Annotated in this window: 20 protein-coding genes; 10 read left to right on the top strand and 10 right to left on the bottom strand. The window is 57.9% G+C overall.

All coding sequences use genetic code 11. From position 1 onward, the window contains the following. Positions 1-20 precede the first annotated feature (20 nt). Genes ACYCZ5_RS06420 through fliF form a run of 6 tightly spaced genes read right to left on the bottom strand, consistent with a single transcriptional unit; the run spans position 21 to position 6,316 of the window. Positions 21-1,181: a flagellar hook-length control protein FliK gene (locus ACYCZ5_RS06420; RefSeq protein WP_461543965.1), complete on the bottom strand. Its 1,161-nt coding sequence runs from the start codon at positions 1,179-1,181 to the stop codon at positions 21-23. Positions 1,182-1,193: 12 nt separating this feature from the next. Further along, positions 1,194-1,658, bottom strand: coding sequence for a flagellar export protein FliJ (gene fliJ / locus ACYCZ5_RS06415; protein WP_461543964.1), 465 nt, complete (start codon positions 1,656-1,658; stop codon positions 1,194-1,196). An 8-nt stretch (positions 1,659-1,666) separates the two neighbouring features. Then, complete coding sequence (fliI, locus tag ACYCZ5_RS06410; protein ID WP_461543963.1) at positions 1,667-3,070, bottom strand: flagellar protein export ATPase FliI; 1,404 nt, start codon at positions 3,068-3,070, stop codon at positions 1,667-1,669. Between the two features lie 3 nt (positions 3,071-3,073). Next, positions 3,074-3,715 (bottom strand): flagellar assembly protein FliH, encoded by a 642-nt coding sequence (locus tag ACYCZ5_RS06405; RefSeq protein WP_461543962.1) that lies wholly within the window; start codon positions 3,713-3,715, stop codon positions 3,074-3,076. Next, a complete protein-coding gene (gene fliG / locus ACYCZ5_RS06400; protein WP_461543961.1) occupies positions 3,708-4,700 on the bottom strand; it encodes a flagellar motor switch protein FliG in 993 nt (330 codons plus the stop codon). The genes ACYCZ5_RS06405 and fliG overlap by 8 nt, the downstream gene beginning before the upstream one ends. Then, positions 4,697-6,316 (bottom strand): flagellar basal-body MS-ring/collar protein FliF, encoded by a 1,620-nt coding sequence (gene fliF, locus ACYCZ5_RS06395; RefSeq protein ID WP_461543960.1) that lies wholly within the window; start codon positions 6,314-6,316, stop codon positions 4,697-4,699. The genes fliG and fliF overlap by 4 nt, the downstream gene beginning before the upstream one ends. 230 nt (positions 6,317-6,546) lie before the next feature. On the opposite strand from fliF, the gene fliE reads away from it, so the two are divergent. The 10 genes from fliE to ACYCZ5_RS06345 all read left to right on the top strand — a co-directional run bounded on the left by fliE (position 6,547) and on the right by ACYCZ5_RS06345 (position 16,295). Next, positions 6,547-6,882 carry a flagellar hook-basal body complex protein FliE gene (gene fliE, locus ACYCZ5_RS06390; protein WP_461543959.1) on the top strand — a complete coding sequence of 112 codons (336 nt, stop codon included), beginning with the start codon at positions 6,547-6,549 and terminating at the stop codon, positions 6,880-6,882. Between the two features lie 53 nt (positions 6,883-6,935). Then, positions 6,936-8,051, top strand: a complete 1,116-nt coding sequence (locus ACYCZ5_RS06385; RefSeq protein WP_461543958.1) for a methyltransferase domain-containing protein — start codon at positions 6,936-6,938, stop codon at positions 8,049-8,051. Beyond that, positions 8,048-9,160 (top strand): DegT/DnrJ/EryC1/StrS family aminotransferase, encoded by a 1,113-nt coding sequence (locus ACYCZ5_RS06380; protein WP_461543957.1) that lies wholly within the window; start codon positions 8,048-8,050, stop codon positions 9,158-9,160. The genes ACYCZ5_RS06385 and ACYCZ5_RS06380 overlap by 4 nt, the downstream gene beginning before the upstream one ends. Positions 9,161-9,168: 8 nt before the next feature. Then, positions 9,169-9,870, top strand: coding sequence for a WbqC family protein (locus tag ACYCZ5_RS06375; protein ID WP_461543956.1), 702 nt, complete (start codon positions 9,169-9,171; stop codon positions 9,868-9,870). Beyond that, positions 9,867-10,508 carry a class I SAM-dependent methyltransferase gene (locus ACYCZ5_RS06370; RefSeq protein ID WP_461543955.1) on the top strand — a complete coding sequence of 214 codons (642 nt, stop codon included), beginning with the start codon at positions 9,867-9,869 and terminating at the stop codon, positions 10,506-10,508. The genes ACYCZ5_RS06375 and ACYCZ5_RS06370 overlap by 4 nt, the downstream gene beginning before the upstream one ends. Continuing rightward, positions 10,501-11,160 carry an acetyltransferase gene (locus tag ACYCZ5_RS06365; RefSeq protein WP_461543954.1) on the top strand — a complete coding sequence of 220 codons (660 nt, stop codon included), beginning with the start codon at positions 10,501-10,503 and terminating at the stop codon, positions 11,158-11,160. The genes ACYCZ5_RS06370 and ACYCZ5_RS06365 overlap by 8 nt, the downstream gene beginning before the upstream one ends. A gap of 10 nt (positions 11,161-11,170) precedes the next feature. Further along, positions 11,171-11,974, top strand: coding sequence for an FkbM family methyltransferase (locus tag ACYCZ5_RS06360; protein WP_461543953.1), 804 nt, complete (start codon positions 11,171-11,173; stop codon positions 11,972-11,974). A gap of 6 nt (positions 11,975-11,980) precedes the next feature. Beyond that, entirely contained in the window at positions 11,981-12,928 is a 948-nt protein-coding gene (locus tag ACYCZ5_RS06355) for a glycoside hydrolase family protein (RefSeq protein WP_461543952.1), read from the top strand. 3 nt (positions 12,929-12,931) lie between these two features. After that, positions 12,932-13,759 carry a phytanoyl-CoA dioxygenase family protein gene (locus tag ACYCZ5_RS06350; RefSeq protein ID WP_461543951.1) on the top strand — a complete coding sequence of 276 codons (828 nt, stop codon included), beginning with the start codon at positions 12,932-12,934 and terminating at the stop codon, positions 13,757-13,759. 82 nt (positions 13,760-13,841) lie between these two features. Continuing rightward, entirely contained in the window at positions 13,842-16,295 is a 2,454-nt protein-coding gene (locus ACYCZ5_RS06345; RefSeq protein ID WP_461543950.1) for a glycosyltransferase, read from the top strand. A gap of 280 nt (positions 16,296-16,575) precedes the next feature. On the opposite strand, the gene ACYCZ5_RS06340 is transcribed toward ACYCZ5_RS06345, so the two are convergent. Genes ACYCZ5_RS06340 through ACYCZ5_RS06325 form a run of 4 tightly spaced genes read right to left on the bottom strand, consistent with a single transcriptional unit; the run spans position 16,576 to position 19,080 of the window. After that, positions 16,576-17,355, bottom strand: coding sequence for a flagellar brake protein (locus ACYCZ5_RS06340; RefSeq protein WP_461543949.1), 780 nt, complete (start codon positions 17,353-17,355; stop codon positions 16,576-16,578). Positions 17,356-17,397: 42 nt separating this feature from the next. Further along, positions 17,398-17,694: an EscU/YscU/HrcU family type III secretion system export apparatus switch protein gene (locus ACYCZ5_RS06335; protein ID WP_461543948.1), complete on the bottom strand. Its 297-nt coding sequence runs from the start codon at positions 17,692-17,694 to the stop codon at positions 17,398-17,400. Continuing rightward, positions 17,691-18,740, bottom strand: coding sequence for a flagellar hook-length control protein FliK (gene fliK / locus ACYCZ5_RS06330; RefSeq protein WP_461543947.1), 1,050 nt, complete (start codon positions 18,738-18,740; stop codon positions 17,691-17,693). The genes ACYCZ5_RS06335 and fliK overlap by 4 nt, the downstream gene beginning before the upstream one ends. Before the next feature lie 19 nt (positions 18,741-18,759). Then, on the bottom strand, positions 18,760-19,080 hold the full coding sequence (locus tag ACYCZ5_RS06325; RefSeq protein WP_461543946.1) for a flagellar protein FliT: 321 nt from the start codon (positions 19,078-19,080) through the stop codon (positions 18,760-18,762). Positions 19,081-19,083: the final 3 nt, after the last annotated feature.

Genomic DNA, 19,083 nt, shown 5'->3' with positions numbered 1-19,083 from the left:
ATTCGGGCGTATTTCAAGGTTCAGACGAAGGTGTCCACCATGCCGTTGTGGCGGCTGGTTAGCGTGGTCGTCTGCATCGTAGGGGTGTCGGATTCAAGCGAATTGTCCGCTTCGCTGTTGCCGCGCATTGTGCTGGCCTGCCCTTGCTTCTGCTGCTCTCGCGGTGCCTGATCGCTGACCGTGGTATTGCCCAGCGAGATGCCACTGTCCGCCAGCATGTCGCGCAGACGCGGGATGGATTGCTCGATGGCTTCGCGCACTGCGGCGTGGGCAGAAGTGAACTGCAGGGTGGCCTGGTCGCCGTTGAGCTTGAGCGAGACTTCCAGCGGTCCAAGCTGTGCCGGGTTCAGGTGCAGTTCGGCGCTCTGCGAGCGCTGGGTCGCGATCCAGGTGACCTTCTGGCTGAAATCATCTGCCCACTGCGGTTGATTCAGGGGCGTGGAGATCGTGGCCTGTGTCGCGGCAACCTGCGCTGCCGGTGTTGCGGCCAGCGCGTTGGGCATGCCTATCGCTGCAGTCGATATGCTGGCAGGCAGAACATTCTGGATGGTGGTGTCGATCTTGCCTGTCGCAGCGGAGATGCTTGCTTTCTTCTCGGCTTGCAGGGCGGCAGCGAATGATGTGTCAGCTGCCGAGCCGGATCTTGTTGTTCGCGCTTCGCGTGCTTCCTGCGCTTCGACTTGTCTGCTTGTCTTGCCGGTGGCTAGCGTGGTGTCCGGATTGTCTTCGCCTGCCAAGCCGGATGGCGTGCGTCGCGCAGCCGGATCGCGCTCTTCAGCGTCCCCGCGCAAGGATGTGATGGGTGTAGTCCTTGCGTCAGGGGCCGAGGCTGCTGCCGTATCTTTTGAGCCGATCCGGGCCATGCGCTGGTCCTTGTGCATCAGGCTGGCCAGCAGATCTGCCGGGATCGCTATGTCGTCGGGGCGCAATTCGGCCGACGCCTGGAGGGACAGTGCATTCGGATCGACAGGCAATGTATCGCCATCCGCGATCGCGAGCTTTTTCAGCAGTGCGCTCTTGATGTCGTGGCCTTGGGGGCTCAACTGCTTTGCCAGCAACTCGCCGAACGGAGCGGAACCATTGGCGATGTCTTCGGCGCTTGGCGTGTTGTTGCCGGGTTTTCCGGCATCGATCTTGCCGTTGCTCGGTGTCTGGCTGCTAAGGATGGGCAGGCTGCTCATGTCGTCTCTCCTTCATTGATTCGTGTTTTGCTTGTCAGCGCGATGCATGGCGGAGAAGCGTCCGCTCTGTTCGTCCTGTTGCCGCTGATCGGCTTTGGCTTCCAGCTTCTTCTCGTTGTCGGCATGGCGTTGAGCCAGCGTGTCGAAAGATCTCATCTTGCGTGTGGTATCCATCAATTCATGGCGGCCTGTCTGCACCGAAGAGCTGGCTTTCGCGATCTCGCCCTGCTGTTGCTGGATGGCCTGATCCAGACGCTCGATGAAGCGCTGGAAGTTCTGCATGTCCATCGGGGACATACCCTGTTTGGCTGCTTCCTCGAACTGTGTCGCGTAGTCGCGGCGGTATTGCTGCAGCGCGGCCATCTTGGCCTGTGCATTCTGCTGTTGCTGGTTGAGCTTGCCCAGTTTGCGTGTGGCCGCATCATTCTTCTGATGTGCCAGATCTACCAGCGGCGACAATGTGAACGGTTTGGTCATGGCGATATTCATTGATTAGCAGCAAACAAAGTAGAGAACTGCGCCTGACATGAACTATACGCCTCTGCCTGGTACATGCCTTGTTTGAGGAATCTTTCCATCTTCGGATAGAGGGCGATCGCCTCATCCAATAACGGGTCGCTACCGGCTACGTAAGCGCCCACACTGACCAGATCGTGGTTGCGCTGGTAATGCGCGTACAGCCGTTTGAAATGCTGCACCTGCGCAAATTGTTCGTCGCTCACCAGATGGTTCATGGCGCGGCTGATCGAGGCTTCGATGTCGATGGCCGGGTAATGTCCGGCTTCGGCCAGACGGCGCGACAGCACGATGTGGCCGTCCAGGATGGCGCGCGCGCTGTCCGCGATCGGGTCCTGCTGGTCGTCGCCCTCGGTCAGCACGGTGTAGAAGGCGGTGATAGAGCCGCCGCCTTCGGTACCGTTGCCGGCGCGTTCCACCAGTTGCGGTAGTTTGGCGAACACCGAGGGCGGATAGCCTTTGGTCGCGGGCGGCTCGCCGATGGCCAGCGCGATCTCGCGCTGCGCCATGGCGTAACGGGTGAGCGAGTCCATGATCAACAGCACGTTCTTGCCCTGATCGCGGAAATACTCGGCGATGGTGGTGGCGTAAGCCGCGCCCTGCATACGCAGCAGCGGGCTGACGTCGGCCGGCGCGGCGACCACCACGGAGCGTTTCAAACCTTCTTTGCCGAGGATGTCGGTGATGAATTCCTTCACTTCGCGGCCGCGTTCGCCGATCAGCCCGACCACGATCACGTCGGCGCTGGTGTAGCGCGCCATCATGCCGAGCAGCACGCTCTTGCCCACGCCGGAACCGGCGAACAAGCCCATGCGCTGGCCGCGTCCCACGGTGAGCAGACTGTTGATGGCGCGCACGCCAACATCGAGTGCTTCATCGATGGCCGCGCGTTCCAGCGGATTGATGGGGCGGCTCTGCAGGGCGGCGCTGCCGCTTTCCTGCAGCGGACCGTATTGATCGAGCGGACGTCCCGCGCCATCCAGCACGCGGCCAAGCAAGTGGTCACCCACCGGCAGATGACGCGCCAGATCGGAAGTACGGCGGCGCAACGGTGCCTGTTCGCCGACCTTGTAGGGCGCGCGCACATGTTCCACTGGTGTCACACGCGCGCCCGGCACCAGGCCGTGCACATCGTTCTCGGGCATCAGGAACAGTCTGTCGCCGGCGAAGCCGACCACTTCCGCTTCGATGCGGTTGTTGGGCAGCTCTATCCAGCAGGTGCTACCCACCGCCATACGCAGGCCGACCGCTTCCATCACCAGTCCCGTGACTTTGGTCAGGCGGCCACTCACCAGCAAAGGCGTGCTCTGCTGCGCCATCTCGCGATGGATGTGCAGTGCATCTTGCCAGCGTTGTTGGTGGGCGGTGTGCATGGTTCAGTTTTCTTCCGTTCTGATCAACCAGGGGGCGTCTTTTCCCATGGCGGCGAGCACGCGCTCCCAGCGCGCGGCCAGCGTGACGTCGACCTGGCTGTTGGCGGTCTCCAGTCGGGCATCGCCGCGCGCCATGCGCACGTCTTCCAGTATCTTCCAGCCGGTATGCGCGAGTTGCTCGCCCATGCGTTCGCGCAGCATGGCGGCATCAGCAGGGTTCAGGATCACATGCGCGGCCTGATTGAATACCGGCAGGGTGTTGATCGCTTCGCGCACGGCCGCCTGCAATAGTTCCGGCTGCACTTTGACCGCCTGCTGAATCACCTGGCGTGCGACATCCAGTGCCAGTCCGGTGAGTTCTTGCACCACCAGGTCATCGACCTTCTGGCTCAGTAAATTTGCGAGCGCGACCAGATGCTGGTTCTCTTGGGTCGCTTGCTGCAGACCGTCGGCGTAACCGCGTTGTCGGCCTTCCTCGTAACCGGCTTGCGAGGCCTCCTCGCGCGCCTGCTGCTGCATCTGCTCCAGCTCGGCGGCGGTGGGCAGATTGGCGCGCACGTTATTGCGGCCGGATTCGAAGGCGGGCAGTTCCCAGCGTTGCCAGGCGGTGAGGGTATCTGCCTCGTTGGTGACGATATCAGACATATGCATCCTCCCCCTTGCCGCCTAGTACGATCTGGCCTTCGTCGGCCAGACGGCGCACGACCTTGAGGATCTCCTTCTGCTCGGATTCCACTTCGCTGAGTTTGACCGGGCCCTTGGCTTCCAGATCCTCGCGCAGCATCTCGGCGGCGCGTTGCGACATGTTCTTGAAGATCTTTTCGCGCATCTCTTCGCTGGCACCCTTGAGGGCAACGATCAGCGATTCGGACTGGACTTCGCGCAGCACCAGCTGGATGCCGCGATCATCCACTTCCAGGATGTCCTCGAACACGAACATCTCGTCCATGATCTTCTGCGCCAGTTCGGCATCGTGCGTGCGCACCGACTCGATGATCTGCTCCTGCGTGCTGCCGATATAGTTGAGGATCTCGGCGGCGGTCTTGATGCCGCCGCGTATGCTCTTCTTCTGCATGGCATTACCAGACAGCAGTTTGGTCAGCACATCGTTCAATTCGTGCAGCGCCGTGGGCTGCACGCTGTCCAGCGTGGCGATACGCAGCAAAACATCGTTGCGCGTACGCTCGGTTAATTTGGTCAGCACCGCTGACGCTTGGTCCGGTTCCAGGTGGACAAGAATGGTGGCGATGATCTGCGGGTGTTCGTTGGTGACCAGATCCGCGACGGATTCCGGGTCCATCCACTTCAGGCTCTCGATGCCGCTGGTGTCGCTGTTGTGCAGGATGCGGTCGAGCAGGCCGGCCGCCTTGTCGTCGCCCAGGGCCTTGTTCAGCATGTTGCGGATGTAGTCACTGGAGTCCATGCCGATGGTGGTCTTCTCCGAGGCGCTGGTATGGAACTCGTCGAACACGTTGGCGATCTGTTCGCGCGACAGGTTCTTGAGCGAGACCATCGCGGAGCTGATCTTCTGCACTTCCTTGGGTTCAAGATAGCGCATCACCTCGGCGGCCTCGTCGGCGCCGAGTGTCATGAGCAGGATCGCGCTCTTGTTTACGCCTTCGTCACTCATTCTTTATTCACCCATTCCTTGACCACCGTGGCGACGATCTTGGGGTCGTCCTTGGCCAGTTGCTTGGCGATCTGCAGGTTGTTCTCGTAGGCGTGGGCTGCCGTCATCGGCTGGCCATGCCCCATGGCTATCCCTTCTTCGTTTGCACCGCCACCCGTGTACTCCGGGGCGGGTGTGTAATCTGCCACCGACTTGAATGCCGGGCGGATGATGCCGAACAGCAGGAAGAACACGCCGCCGATGATGAGCAGATATTTCACAATGTCCTTGGCCAGCTCGATGATCTCGGTCTGTTTCCAGATGGGGATCTCGGGCAATACTTCGGTCGTGTCGTTGAAGGCGCTGTTGAGCAGGTTGAGTGTGTCGCCGCGCTGCTCTTCGAAGCCGACCGCTTCCTTGATGAGCGAGGCGATCTGGGCTTTTTCCTGTTCGGTATACGGTGTGGACACGATCTTGCCGTCCTTGTCCGCCACGCTGCGGTTGTTCAGCACCACCGCCAGCGACAGGCGCTTGATGTTGCCGGTGGGCAGCTTGGAGTGCTGGATGGTGCGATCCACTTCATAGTTGGTGGTCTGCGCTTTTTGTGTGTTGTTCGCCGCTGGGCCGTTTGCGGCGGTGACTGCATTGGCGGGCGTCACCAGCGGGGCTGTAGCCGGCACAGGCGGCTGGTTGGTCAGTGCGCCGGGTACGCCGCCTGCGGACTTCACGCCATTAAGGGCCTCCGTGCTCTGCATGCTGCGTACGGCAGCCTCATTCGGCGGCTGATTCGGCTTGAACAGCTCCGAGGTCTGCTCGGTCGTGGTGAAGTCCAAGCTGGCGGTGACTTGTGCGCGCACGTTCTGCACGCCGGTGATCGGGCTGAGGATGTCCTCGATGCGCTTCACATAATCCTGTTCGATCTGGCGCACATATTTGAGTTGCGAAGCATCCAGTATCTGGCGGTTGCCATCACGCGCGGCAGAGAGCAGGGTGCCGCTCTGGTCGACCACGGTCACGTTCTGCGCGGGCATGTTGGGGATGCTGCTGGAGACCAGATGCACGATGGCGTTGACTTGACCTTCATCCAGCGTGCGACCGGCATAGAGCGCCAGCACCACGGAGGCGGTTGGTTTTTGTTTGTCTTTGACGAACACGCTGGGCTTGGGAATGGCCAAATGGATGCGGGCATTGGCGACGGAGGCCATGGACTGCACCGAGCGTGCCAGCTCGCCTTCCAGGGCACGCTGGAAGTTGACCTGCTCCAGGAACTGGCTGGTGCCGAACTTCTGGTTCTCCATCAGTTCGAACCCGGTCGTGCCGCCTTTAGGCAGGCCCTGTGCAGCCATCTTAAGGCGCACTTCATGTACACGGTCGGATGGCACCATCAGCGCGCCACCGCCTTCGGCGAATTTGTAGGGGATGTTCTGCTGCTGCAAAGACTCGATGACGGCGCCGCCGTCGCGCTCGGACATGTTGGCGTACAGTACTCGATAGTCTTCAGACTGCCCCCACATCCAGAGTCCTGCGAGCAGCGCGACCGTTGCCGCGACAGCGACCATCAGTCCCAGTTTCTGCTGGCTGGGGATACCCAGCAGCAGTTGCGCCATCGATGGATTGTTGATGTTCGTAGTAGCCATACTGTTCACCCTGTTCATGCTCCAACTTGTAAGTCACGGCTAAAACCAGACGGTCTGCCCGCACCTACACTCGTTTTACGATGCGGATTATCTGCCTGTCGAGCAAGCATGGTCTTTGGAAAAGCGGGGAAATTACGGCGCTATTCGGCTTTAGGCCACAATTCCTGCCCTGTTACTGTGACGCCATCGGTCAATGCGCGCAAGCCGCGCGAGATTAAAGGAGGTGCCCCATGAGCATGAACGTGAGCAATGTAGACAATCTGTTATCCCAGATGCAGGCGGCGGTTGCAGCTGCCCAAGGTAACGCCCTGTCCGGCCCGAAATCCACGACCGCCGCCGGCGGTGTCGATTTTGCCAATGTGCTGAAATCATCGCTGGATGGTGTGAACCAGATGCAGCGAGAGTCAGAGTCACTGCAGAAGGCTTTCATACTGGGGGATGACAAAGTCAGCCTGTCCGACACTATGATCGCCATGCAGAAAGCCAATATCTCGTTCCAGACCGCCGTTCAGGTGCGCAACAAGTTCGTGGCGGCCTATAATGACATTATGAACATGCAGGTGTAAATCTTTGTTTTGGAAAGCACGCTGCTATTGATAGCGTGAACGGGGTCATTGTGATGACAAATCAGAAAGCCGGGATGCTGAATATAGAGCAGATTTTTCAGCAGGCAGTCGCACATCATCAGGCTGGTGAACTGCGCGAAGCGGAAGCCGGTTATCGGACTATTCTGCATTCAGATCCAAGTCATCCGAAGGCAAACCATAATCTGGGTACGCTGTACGTTCAGATGGATCAACCGGCCGCCGGCTTGTCGCATTTCACCGCAGCACTCGATGTCGAACCAACACACGGACAATACTGGCTGAGCTATGTTGATGCACTACACAGCGCTGGGCAGACCGAGGTCGCGCGCGAGGTTCTTGTGCTCGCCAGACAGTACGGTCTGAGCGGAGATGATGTCGATACCCTGGAGGAGAGTTTGCAGGGCAAGCAAGCGCTCGCAGCGGAACTGGCGCAATTCTCTTGTCCTGTTTGCGGAAGTTCGCCTGTTTCTTTCTTGCCGCTCCCGGCGTTTTACCTCGAGAGTGCGAAGTTGCACGGATTTCCGTATCTGGGCAAAGGCGAAATGGTTTCGCTGGAATACTATTCATGCAACCGTTGCGGAGCTTCGGATCGCGAGCGTCTTTATGCACTGTGGCTGGATCAGCAACTCGAAAACAGCACCTTAAGTCGTTCAAGCAAGGTGATGCATTTCGCCCCCGAAGAGGCACTCTCGAAAAGACTCCGGCAGTTGTTCGACAATTACGAGACTGCGGACTTTGCTATGGATCATGTGGATTACAAGGTCGATCTTCAGTCTCTGCCTTTTGCAGACGAGAGTTATGACTTCTTCATTTGCAGCCATGTGCTCGAGCATGTGGCAAGCGATGACCAGGCGATCCGCGAGCTCTTCCGAATCACAAAGACGGGCGGTTGTGGCATCCTTGTTGCTCCGATCATCGTGGGGTTGGAGAAGACTGTGGAAGATCCGAGCGTGACAGATGCGGCCGGCAGGTGGAGATTGTACGGGCAAGACGACCATGTCAGGCTCTACGCACATGATGACTACGTGAATAAGATCCGCAGTCACGGGTTCCGCGTGGCCGAGCTCGGGGAAGAGTATTTTGGGAAGGATGTCTTCCGGTCGCTGGGCATGATTCCCTCCAGCATCCTGTATGTGGTGAGCAAATGACGAAGCCGAATGAGCCGATCTACGTGACCAGACCGGTCCTGCCACCACTGGAAGAGTTCCTTCCCTATCTGCAACAGATATGGGATAGCAAGGTCCTCACCAATGGCGGCTCTTTTCACCAGCAGCTGGAGCGGGCTCTATGTGATTACCTCGGCGTCAAGTACATCTCCCTTTTCACCAACGGCACCATCGGCCTGGTCACTGCTTTGCAGGCGCTACGTATCACCGGCGAGGTGATTACGACGCCATATTCTTTCGTAGCTACCGCGCACTCGCTGCTCTGGAACGGCATCAAGCCGGTCTTTGTCGATATCCATCCGGACACCCTGAACCTAGATCCGGCCAAGATCGAAGCCGCCATCACGCCCTCCACAACGGCCATCCTGGCGGTGCATGTGTATGGTCATCCCTGTGATGTCGATGCCATCCAGAAGATCGCGGACAACTACAATCTAAAAGTGATCTACGATGCAGCGCATGCGTTCGGCGTCCAATACCACTCCGGCAGCTTGCTTAACCATGGCGATCTGTCAGTGCTGAGTTTCCATGCGACCAAGGTGTTCAATACCTTTGAGGGCGGCGCCATCGTATCGCCGGATGCAAAGACCAAGCAGCGAATCGATCATCTGAAGAACTTCGGCTTCGTCGATGAGGTGACCGTGATTGCCCCAGGCATCAATGGCAAGATGAGCGAGTTCAATGCGGCATTGGGGTTGTTGCAACTTAAGGGTATCGATGCGGCGCTGCAACAGCGCAAGGCCATCGACACGCGCTATCGTCAGGCTTTCTCCGGCGTGAAGGGGATACGCTGTCTCTCGGCGGTCCAAGAGGATGTCGCCAATTACGCCTATTTCCCCATTCTGGTGCAGCCCGGCTATGTGCTGAGCCGCGACGAGCTCTACCTCAAGCTGCGCGAGCACGATATCTTCGCGCGGCGCTACTTCTATCCGCTTATCAGCGATTTCCCAATGTACCGCGGGTTGCCGTCCGCCGCGCAGGCGAACCTGAGTGTGGCAAGCCGGGCATCGCAAGAGGTACTTTGCCTGCCGATCTATCCGGGGCTGTCCGAGGAGCAGCTCGATGCAGTGATCGGACTGGTCAAGGGATAAGCGGGCGAATGAGGACCATCGCCATCATGCAGCCTTATTTCCTTCCATACATCGGCTATTTCCAGCTGATGGCGGCAGTGGACAAGTTCGTGGTGTTCGACGACGTGCATTACATCAATCGCGGCTGGGTGAACCGCAATCGCCTGTTGCTTGAGGGGGCGGGGCATATGTTCACGGTACCGTTGCGCGGTGCCAGCCAGAACAGACTCATCTGCGACATCGAGTTGGTGGAAGAGCAAGACTGGCGCGACAAACTGTTGCGAACCATCCGCCAGGCCTATGTCAAGGCACCCTGTTATGCCGAGGTCTCGGCGCTGATGGAACAGCTGATCAACTACCCCGCGCGCCGACTGGACGAATTCCTGCTCAACAGCTTGCGCGAGATCGCCAGTTATCTGGCGCTGGAGGTGGAAATAGGAAGCACATCCCGTATCTATCGCAATTCTCAATTGAGCGGGCAGGAACGCATTCTGGATATCTGCCGGCAGGAACAGGCGGGTGTCTACATCAACCCAATCGGCGGCGAGGAACTGTATGACCGCGCCAGCTTCAGAGAGCAGGGCGTGCAACTAAAGTTTCTGCGTTCTCGGCCGGTGTGCTATCCGCAAGGGAATGGCGAGTTCGTGCCGTGGCTGTCTATCCTCGATGTGCTCATGTTCAATCCACAGCCTGAAGCGCGGCGGCTGCTCGCCGAGATGGATCTGCTATGAGCGATCACCGATACCGGGAGATTATCGGCCATTACGAAGACTGCCTTGCGAAGCATGGCGACTCCCACCTTGGGGTGGATTGGCCGAACCGGCAGGATGCAGAGAAGCGCTATCGTGTGATGCTGGAAGTCGTGCGCGAACAGGAGTCGGGCATGACGCTGCTGGATTTTGGCTGCGGCGCCTCGCATCTGTATCCGTATTTGCAGCACAGTCGGTTTGCCGGACTTGAGTATCACGGGCTGGATGCTTCCGCAGCCTTTTGCGAATTGTCCCGCAGCAAATATCCGCATCTTGATTTCACTTGCCTGGACGTGCTGGACTCCCCCGAGGGATTGCGCGAATTCGACTACGTCGTGATGAATGGCGTATTCACCGAGAAGCGCGAATTGTCGTTTGAGGAGATGTTCGCGTATTTCAAGCAGGTGCTGCGCGTGGTCTTTCCCAGGGTGCGCCATGGCCTGGCTTTCAATGTGATGTCCAAAGCGGTCGACTGGGAGCGGGAGGACTTGTTTCATCTGCCGGCTGACCTGCTGATCTCATTCCTGACGAAGGAGCTGACGCGGCATTTCGTGATTCGCAACGATTACGGACTTTACGAATATACCGTCTATGTCTATAAGGAGCCGCTCCATGGCTAAGGTCGTGATTTTCGGTATCAGGGACTTTTCGGAGCTGGCGCATTTCTACCTGGTGCATGACTCGCCGCATGATGTGGTTGCCTTCAGCGTCAATCGCGACTACCTGCCCCAAGGTGGTGTGTTCCGCGGCTTGCCGGTAGTGTCGTTCGAAGAGGTCCAGGATATCTATCCGCCCGCTGGGCATATGTTCTTCGCGCCCATGTCGCCAAAGAACATGAATCGCGACCGCGAGCAGGTCTACAACGCGATCAGAGCCAAAGGCTATGGCTGCATCAGCTACGTCAGCAGCAAGGCGACGGTGTTCGGCAACGAGATCGGCGACAACTGCTTCATCCTGGAAGACAACACCATCCAGCCATTCACCACGATCGGCAACAACGTGGTGCTGTGGAGCGGGAATCACATCGGCCACCATGGCGTTATCCATGATCATGTGACCTTCACCTCGCATGTGGTGATGTCCGGACATTGCGAGATCGGTCGGTATAGCTTCTTCGGGGTGAACTCGACACTGTGTGACGGGCTGAAGATCGCCGAGGGCTCATTTGTTGCGATGGCCGCCGCCGTGACGCAGGACACTGAGGCATGGGGGGCATACAAAGGCAATCCGGCCGAGAAGTTGTCAATACCAAGTACCAAGATCAGGCTGTAGCGAGGAGATAATGGCGCTCAAACGAGAGTTCATCCCGCTGGAGCCAATGGTTGGCCCTGAGCAACTGAGAAAGGCTGATGGTTTCGACCTGGAGAGTTTCAGGTACGGCACTATGGTTCGGGGAAAGAAACTGGACTGGCTTTGCCTGTCACGTCGCCTGCTGTGGATGGCTTGCGGCCATGAGCACATCGAGCCGGAAATCCTCGACTGGATCGACACGATCCCGCAAGGGGAGGTGGTGTACGATATCGGCGCGAGCAACGGCATCTTTGCGATGTATGCGGCGGCCTGCGGCTTGCGGGTTATCGCAATCGAGCCCGATCCGATGAACTACTTTCTGCTGGCGTACAACAATTTCCTCAACTCCAGTTCGAATGGTGTGGCACTGGAGGGCTGCTACAACCTGGCGATATCGGCGGCGAGGTCGGTGGGCCGTATCCACATCAAACGCATGGAGCTGGGCGGGCACGAGAAGATACTGGACAAGCCGATGGACGTTTTTGGCAATGCGTTCCAGCCGGAACATTCGCATCCGGTGTTGAAGTGCGCGCTGGATGATCTGAGCGGTCTGATGGGTATGCCCAGGCCGCGGTATCTGAAGATCGACGTTGATGGCTCCGAGGCAGAGGTGCTGTCCGGCGCTGATGCTTGTCTGGAATCGGCCCAATCGATCTTTATCGAATTGACGCAGGAATCCATGGATTCGTTTGCCGTTTCGCATTTCGAAAGCCGCGGCTTCGTTTTGCGATGCAAGGTGCAGGTGCAGAACTATGACGGCCTCTATAACTGCATCTTTGAGAAAGAAGGAAGCTGATCCGTCATGAAGCCATTGTGCTGGAACAAGCGCGGGTTGATCTACTCGGTGGATGAGCGCCTGCCGTGGGCACGGACGCACGCCCAGATTCCCACGGTGGACGTGCTGGACGAAGGGCAATTGAGGGTGCTGTTCAGCAGCCGGGATGAATCCAACCGTAGCCTGATCGCGAAGATGGAAGTGGATGCGCAGAACCCTGCCAATATTCTCGCTATCCAGGCGGAACCGATATTGCCGCTGGGCCAGCCGGGGACGTTCGATGATTGCGGCATGATGCCCTCTGCGATCGTTGGCTGGAGAGGGCTGAAATATCTCTATTACATCGGCTGGAACGTGCGCAATACGGTGCCCTACCACAACTCGGTGGGACTGGCGGTGAGCGAGGACGGCGGGCAAAGTTATCGCCGCATGTTCGATGGGCCGGTGATGGACCGTACGGCAGAAGAGCCGTATTTTTGCGCAACGACTTGCATACGGATCGAGAATGGGATTTGGCGCAACTGGTACCTGTCATGCACCGGCTGGGAGATGCTCGATGGCCGGATGGAGCCGCGCTACCACCTGAAATATGCCGAATCGAATGATGGCATCCACTGGCGCAGGGATGGCAGGGTCGCCATCGATTATGCGAGTCCGGCGGAGGGCGGAATCGTGCGCGCGAGCGTACGCAAGGATGGTTCACTCTATCGCATGTGGTACAGCTATCGCAGTCATGCCGATTACCGCAGTGCACGGGAGAATAGTTACCGTATTGGCTATGCGGAGTCAGCCGACGGACTGGTGTGGCAGCGCATGGACGACTTGGTTGGTATTGAGCCGAGCGCCGCGGGCTGGGATTCGTTCATGCTGGCCTATCCTGAAGTGGTGGACGTCGGTGCTCGCCGCTATATGTTCTATAACGGCAACGGTTTCGGGCAGACCGGTTTCGGCTATGCCGAGTTTGCGGAGGACTAACCGATGACTGCAGAGCTGGCAACATTCAACTCGGATGGTTTCTTTATAGCGAAGCAGCTGCTGGACAGGCAGAGCGTGCGGGCAGTCGAGGATTCCATAAGTGCTACCTTTGCCGACCAGTTGCACGGACGAGTCGGCGTCGGCGGCGAAGATACCTTCTCGGCGATGCATGCCCTTCATCGCCATGATTTTGACAGGTACAAGAAAGTTGCTGCCGCGCTCTGGCGAAAGCTCGATGTCTATCAGCTGATGCATCACCCGAGGGTCACCGGATTTCTGCGCGATAGATTCGGCTGGTCGGATATATTTGTCGCGGGCGGGCAGGTGGTCCACATCATGGCTCACGAATTGAAGATCCCCGATGGCTATTTCGGTCTGGTCACCCACCAGGATTTCCCTTCGGTGCAGGGGAGTCTAGATGGCGTGGTCGTGTGGATCCCGCTGGTGGACGTGGATCGGGACAATTTCCCTTTGGAGGTGATCCCAGGCAGCCATAAGCGCGGGCTGCTGCCCATGACGGGGAGCGGGAGTGTGTCATGGGAAGTGGCGCCGGATCAGTACCGGGAAGAAGATTTCGTTCCGGCCGAGGTTGAAGTGGGCGACGTCATCTTCATGTCCATGTTCACCGTCCATCGCAGCTCCACAAATGGAACCGAAGGAAGACTACGGCTGGCGGCCTCCACACGGTTCGATAACGGCGACGAAAAGACTTTCGCGGAACGCTGTTACCCAAGTGCGTATGAACGAACCGTCCATCGTGCACAGTACTTTCCTGGTTTCCCTTCCGCTGAACAGATTGACGCGGTTTTTCGTGATCCTGAAAAGGACTGAGCAGTTATCGGGAACGCCGATGTATCAATGCGGTATTGAGTAACATCGTTCGAAAACAATAAACTGACTGCGAAAATTGAATATGCCAAAAGTCTCGATCATTCTCTCTTCCTATAACCACGCAAAGTTCATTCGCGAGTCGATCGATAGCGCGCTCAAGCAGACCTTTTCCGATTTCGAGTTGATCATCTGGGATGATGGCTCTTCGGATGATTCGTGGGAGTTGATCGGGCAATACTCCGACCCTCGTATCAAAGCTTATCGAAATGAAAAGAACATCGGCGGTGTGTTCGGAGTAAACAAGGCCATCTCCGAGATCGCAACAGGCGAGTACATCGCCATCCATCACTCGGATGACGTCTGGGAGTTGGACAAGCTCCAGAAGCAGGTTGATTGCCTTGAGGTTAACCCGGATGTCGGGGCGGTATTTACCAACACTAAGCCAATCGATGAGCGTGGACAGCCTCTGGCTGACCAGTCGCATTTTCATTACAGCATATTCAACCAGCCGAATCGTTCACGTCAGGAATGGCTGCGCCATTTCTTCTTCCGCGGCAATGCTCTTTGTCATCCCAGCGTACTGATTCGGAAGCAATGCTATGCTGATTGCGGGATGTATCAGGATGCTCTAGCGCAGCTAACCGACTTCGATATGTGGGTGCGGCTGTGTTTCAAGTATGAGATTCGCGTACTTCCGGATCGGCTGGTCAGGTTTCGCGTGCGTGATGGCGAGATGAATGCGAGCGGGAGCCGACCGGAGGTACGCATCCGCGACAGATCGGAGTTCCATTATGTATTGAAACGATATTCGCATATCGACACCTTCGACGAATTGGTCTCTATCTTTCCCGAAGTAGAACAATTTCGCCGCCCGGACGATTGTGTGCCCAAGTTCGTTTTTGCCATGGCTGCGCTAGGCGACAACTCATTTCCGTGGGCCAGATTGCTGGCCATCGGGATATTGTTCGATCTGCTGACGGATCCGGACACCAAGGAGAAGATCAGAGCGTTGTATCAGTTTAGCTACAAGGAGCTTATTTCACTCACGGGTCAGCACGATGTATTCGCGCTTGAAACGGTCACTCGCCTGAATGATGAACTCTACAAATGCACTGAGATGGTTTCACGCTTGCTTCCTCAGGAAGGCAAGGTGGCTACGAGTAATCAGCCATTTGATCATGCTTGGAAAGACGGAGCTCAAGAAAAGACAGACCTAGACAATCCGCTGTCAGAAAGGGCGGGATATGAGGAAGCCGAGCGTCTGTTCGCTGTGGGCAGGTCAAAAGAGGGGAGGAACCTTCTTGAGAAGTTGGCTAGTCAAGGCAGTTCCTGCTGGGAGGTTTACAACGACCTTGCTGTCCAGTGTTTCAATGCGGGCGAGCAGAAACGTGCGGAGGAACTTTTCGCGAAAGGTATGACCCTGGAAGGCAACGCCGGGATCGTGGCAAGGAACTATGCTTCCATGAAGTTGGCTGGGGGCGAAATAGGTGCGGCTCTGGAGGTTCTGGGGCGCATCTTGCGGGAGCAGCCGGGTGACGCTGATGTGATCGAGACTCTGCGCCAGATATTGTCCAATGTTCCGCAGGATTCGCCCGACCTCTGGAAGCGACTGGCGGTAGTGGCGCAAACGGATGATAGGACCTCCAGCTCAGCGAAGGTCCCGGCAAGTCGTGAAGGGTGTAGGCAGGTGGCAAATGATGTCAGGATATTTCAGATTTTCTATGACGAAAGGACGCGTGCGCAGCTCGATCCGGCATTCATGCCGCTAGACAATCTGGATAACCCGCGCCCGGACTGGTGCGAATATTGGCCGATCCGCAAGGTGTTGCTGGAGCAGACTTTTGACGATGACACTTACCTAGGGTTCTTTTCGCCACGGTTCTTCGAGAAGACGCGGATGCGGGGGGAGGATGTGCTGGCGGTGGTTCGGCAGTCGGTGGATGAGGTTGTGAGTTTCTCTCCGTTTTTCGATCAGGGGGCGATACACATCAATCCGTTCATGCAAGGGGAAGTGAACCACCCGGGAATGGTCGATGTTGCCCAGGATGTGCTGAAATCACTGGACATCAAAATAGATCTGCAATCTATCGTTTGCGACCGGACGACAACCATCTTCAGCAATTATTTCGTGGCAAGATATTCGTTTTGGAAGCGGTGGTTCGCCTGCTTTGAGCATATCTATGCGATCTGTGAAGGTCCGGATTCCGCACTGAAGTCCAGGTTGCTCAGCTACACTAAGTATCGTGCGGGTACTGACTATCAGATGAAGATATTCATTCTTGAGCGGCTGGTTACGGTGCTCATGGAAGAGTCTCACCTGCAATGCGAGCTGGCCTTGGATATTCGACACGCGCCGATGTCGTTCCCTGGGACGGAAAAAGTACTGGATGAACTGGTGGTGACTGATTGGCTGAAGGGGCGGTTCCGCGTTACCGGCCAAGTGGGCTATCTGGAGATATTTGGACTATATGTCGGCAGGCTGGCGCATGAGGTTTTAAAACCGGTCAAGGAAGGTGCAAAGCAGGATTCGAATTGATCCGGTTGAAATTGCTGGCGCGGCAGTCTACCCGTGGCAAATTAGTCGCCCCACTTTTCAAAGTATCTCAAGCAGGAAGATATCCAGCCATCCGATCCGAAATTGCCCACGCTTTCATGTATCTCCGAGAGCGGCCAAGTCCCCATGCGGAGATTGAGTGCCTCGGCTTGCCTGCAGAAGTCGAGGTCATAGAAGTGAAAATCGAATCGTTCATCAAATCGCAGCCCATGACCGATCAGCGTCTCGCTATGGCAAGCGAGCAACAGGCCGTCCAGTAGTTTTACTCGAACTCACTCCTCGGAATTTTTTTCCTGGCCAGCTCGCGCTGTGCCTGTGCCACGTAGCGCTGCAGCATCATGCGGGCTTCGGCGTCCGGATTCACGAATACGCAGCCGGCGCGGCGTTTTATCTCGCCGTTGCGCGCAGTGACTTCGAATACGTTCTTTACTTCGATGCCGGTGCGGATAGTGCCGACATCCGGCAGGTCGATCTGGCAATCCTGATAGGTCGATCCCGGCGTCAATTCCACGCCGTCCTCGGCGCAGACCAGTGCCACGCCGCCGATGCTGATGTCCATCACCGTCACTTCGTGATGGACATGCTTCTTTGCGGCGTATGGCCTGATTAGGCATCTGAGGGCGTTCGGCTCGGCATTGAGCAAACGGTAATAGTCGCGTCGCTGCAGACGCAACAACTTCTTGGGTAGCGGCAGGAAGAACGCCGCAGAATTCTGGTACAGGCCCTGCGTGGTCTCGGTGGATACCCATTGCACTTTGGCCATGTTGTGGGTACTGACGAAGACGATGCGGTTGCTGCGCTCGATATTGCGGTTGTCGACCGGGTTGGGCGAAGCGTCGACCCAGATGCCGGTCTCGTCGGCCGACAGCAGCAGGGTCAGCACCATGCTGCTGTCGTCGTTGTAATAGAGTGCCACGCGATTGCGTTGCTGCACGATGTCGCGCAGGACGGCAAGGATCTCGCGCGGATCGCGCAGGATGAAATCGTTCTCGTCGTCCTGGGCGAATACTTCGATCTTGAGCGGAATCTCTTTGCTGCGCATGGTGCGGCCTATCCTGAATGAATACCTGCGCGATTCTAACGGTTAGGATGCTTTAACGGTGGGAGGAATAGCAGGGATTTCTCCCCGCTCCAGTCGGTATAGCCATGCTAGCAGCTCGGCCACTGCCAGATAAAGCATCGGCGGGATGTGCTGATCCAGTTCGACCTGCATCAGCATCGCCACCAGCTCTTCAGATTCATGCACGAACACCCCGTGTTCTTTGGCGCGTTCGATGATGGCCTGTGCGATCAGGCCGCGCCCGCTGGCCACGACTTTAGGCGCGGTGTCGCCGCTGCGATAGGCGAGGGCGACGGCCAATTGGCGGTTGGGCTGGTTCATTGCGGCACCTCGGGCGGGCGTTCGATGAGGGTCTGCAACACGGGTACACCGTGGGCGGTCAGCGACGCGACCAATTGCTCGGTGGCGGCTCCCATCGTGCGGGCGGTCTGCTCGTCGGCGACTTCGAACTTCAGGCTGACTGCGTTGCCGTTCATGCTCAGGCGAGCGGTCACGCCGCCCAGCTTGGGCAGGTCGAGATGCAATTCTGTCACCCATTGTTTGGCGTCCTCGCCCTCCTTGCCGGATCGAGCATCTTCTTCGCGCACTTCCCAGCGCATGTCCTGCCCCTGCCAGGCCTGCCCCATCCACACCACCTGTTTGTTCTCCAAAGCCTGTAGCTGTTGCTGAACGAGGGGTTGCAGATGTTCCGGGATGGTCGGCATGCGCGGGCTTGATTCGGCGCCTGCGGGGAGGGAGGCCGGCGTCGCCATGGCCGCTTGGGATGCAGTGGGCTGAGCGGCAGACAGGGCGACCTGCGGGCGGAACAGATTTTGAGGTTCCTGCATCAGTTGCGGGGTGGTGCGTGTGCCGGCGATCCATTGCGCCTGGTGCGATTCATAGAACAGGCCGCTGTGGTTCAGACTCTGCTGCAAGCGACCGGCAAGTTGCGAGGTGTCCGGCGCGGCACGCTCGCCTATCCATAACGGCTCGCGGCGTGTCGGCGGGACGTAATCCTGTCGTATCGGCTGTTGCGACAAGGACGAGAGCATGCGCGCGGTCGAGCCGAGTTGTTCGGAAGTGGAGAGCGGGTTGACCGAGGCGGCGAAGGAAAAGGTGAGGCGGGGCTGTAGCGAGACGACTTGCAGAGTGATCAGATCGCCCGGCCGTACGAACGCCGGAAGTTGCATCTGCATGGTCTGGTTGGCGACCTTGACCTGAAACACATCGGCGGCGACTTTCGCCTGCACGGTCGCCTGCACTTGTTGACCGACTTCCAGTTTGAGGCTGTTCTGTTGCGCCTGTTTGTCGGGCGAGGCGGTGATCAGCGGCTTATCGGTGGTCGCGATCCTGGTGAGGGTGGCGGCGAGCAGGTCTGCGGGCAGCATGGCTCATTGCCGGGCGTGATCAGCCTTGCGACAGATAGGCCTGCTGCAGACGTTGCTCGCTGCGAGCGCTTTTCATGATCCTGTCCAACTGGTGCATCCAGGTCTCGGTCTTGTCGCGGATCGCCTTGTCGTCTGCCAGCATCTTTTTGATCAGCGCAACTTTCTGCTGCCGGGATGTTTCGTCGGCGGGTACGCCGTCGCGCGGCTTGAGTTCGGCGACCTGCTTGCTGCAGCGGCGCTCCAGTGCGATCAGTTCGTCCCACTCTCCCGCTGCGGCGGCTTCGCGCATCTTGCCGGTGATGTCCGACAGGCGTTGGTAATCTTCGACGATCATGTTCATGAC

The organism is Sideroxydans sp. (assembly GCF_054604835.1).
The sequence above is the reverse complement of the archived record's forward strand: the minus strand, read 5'-3'. Positions and strand labels throughout refer to the sequence as shown.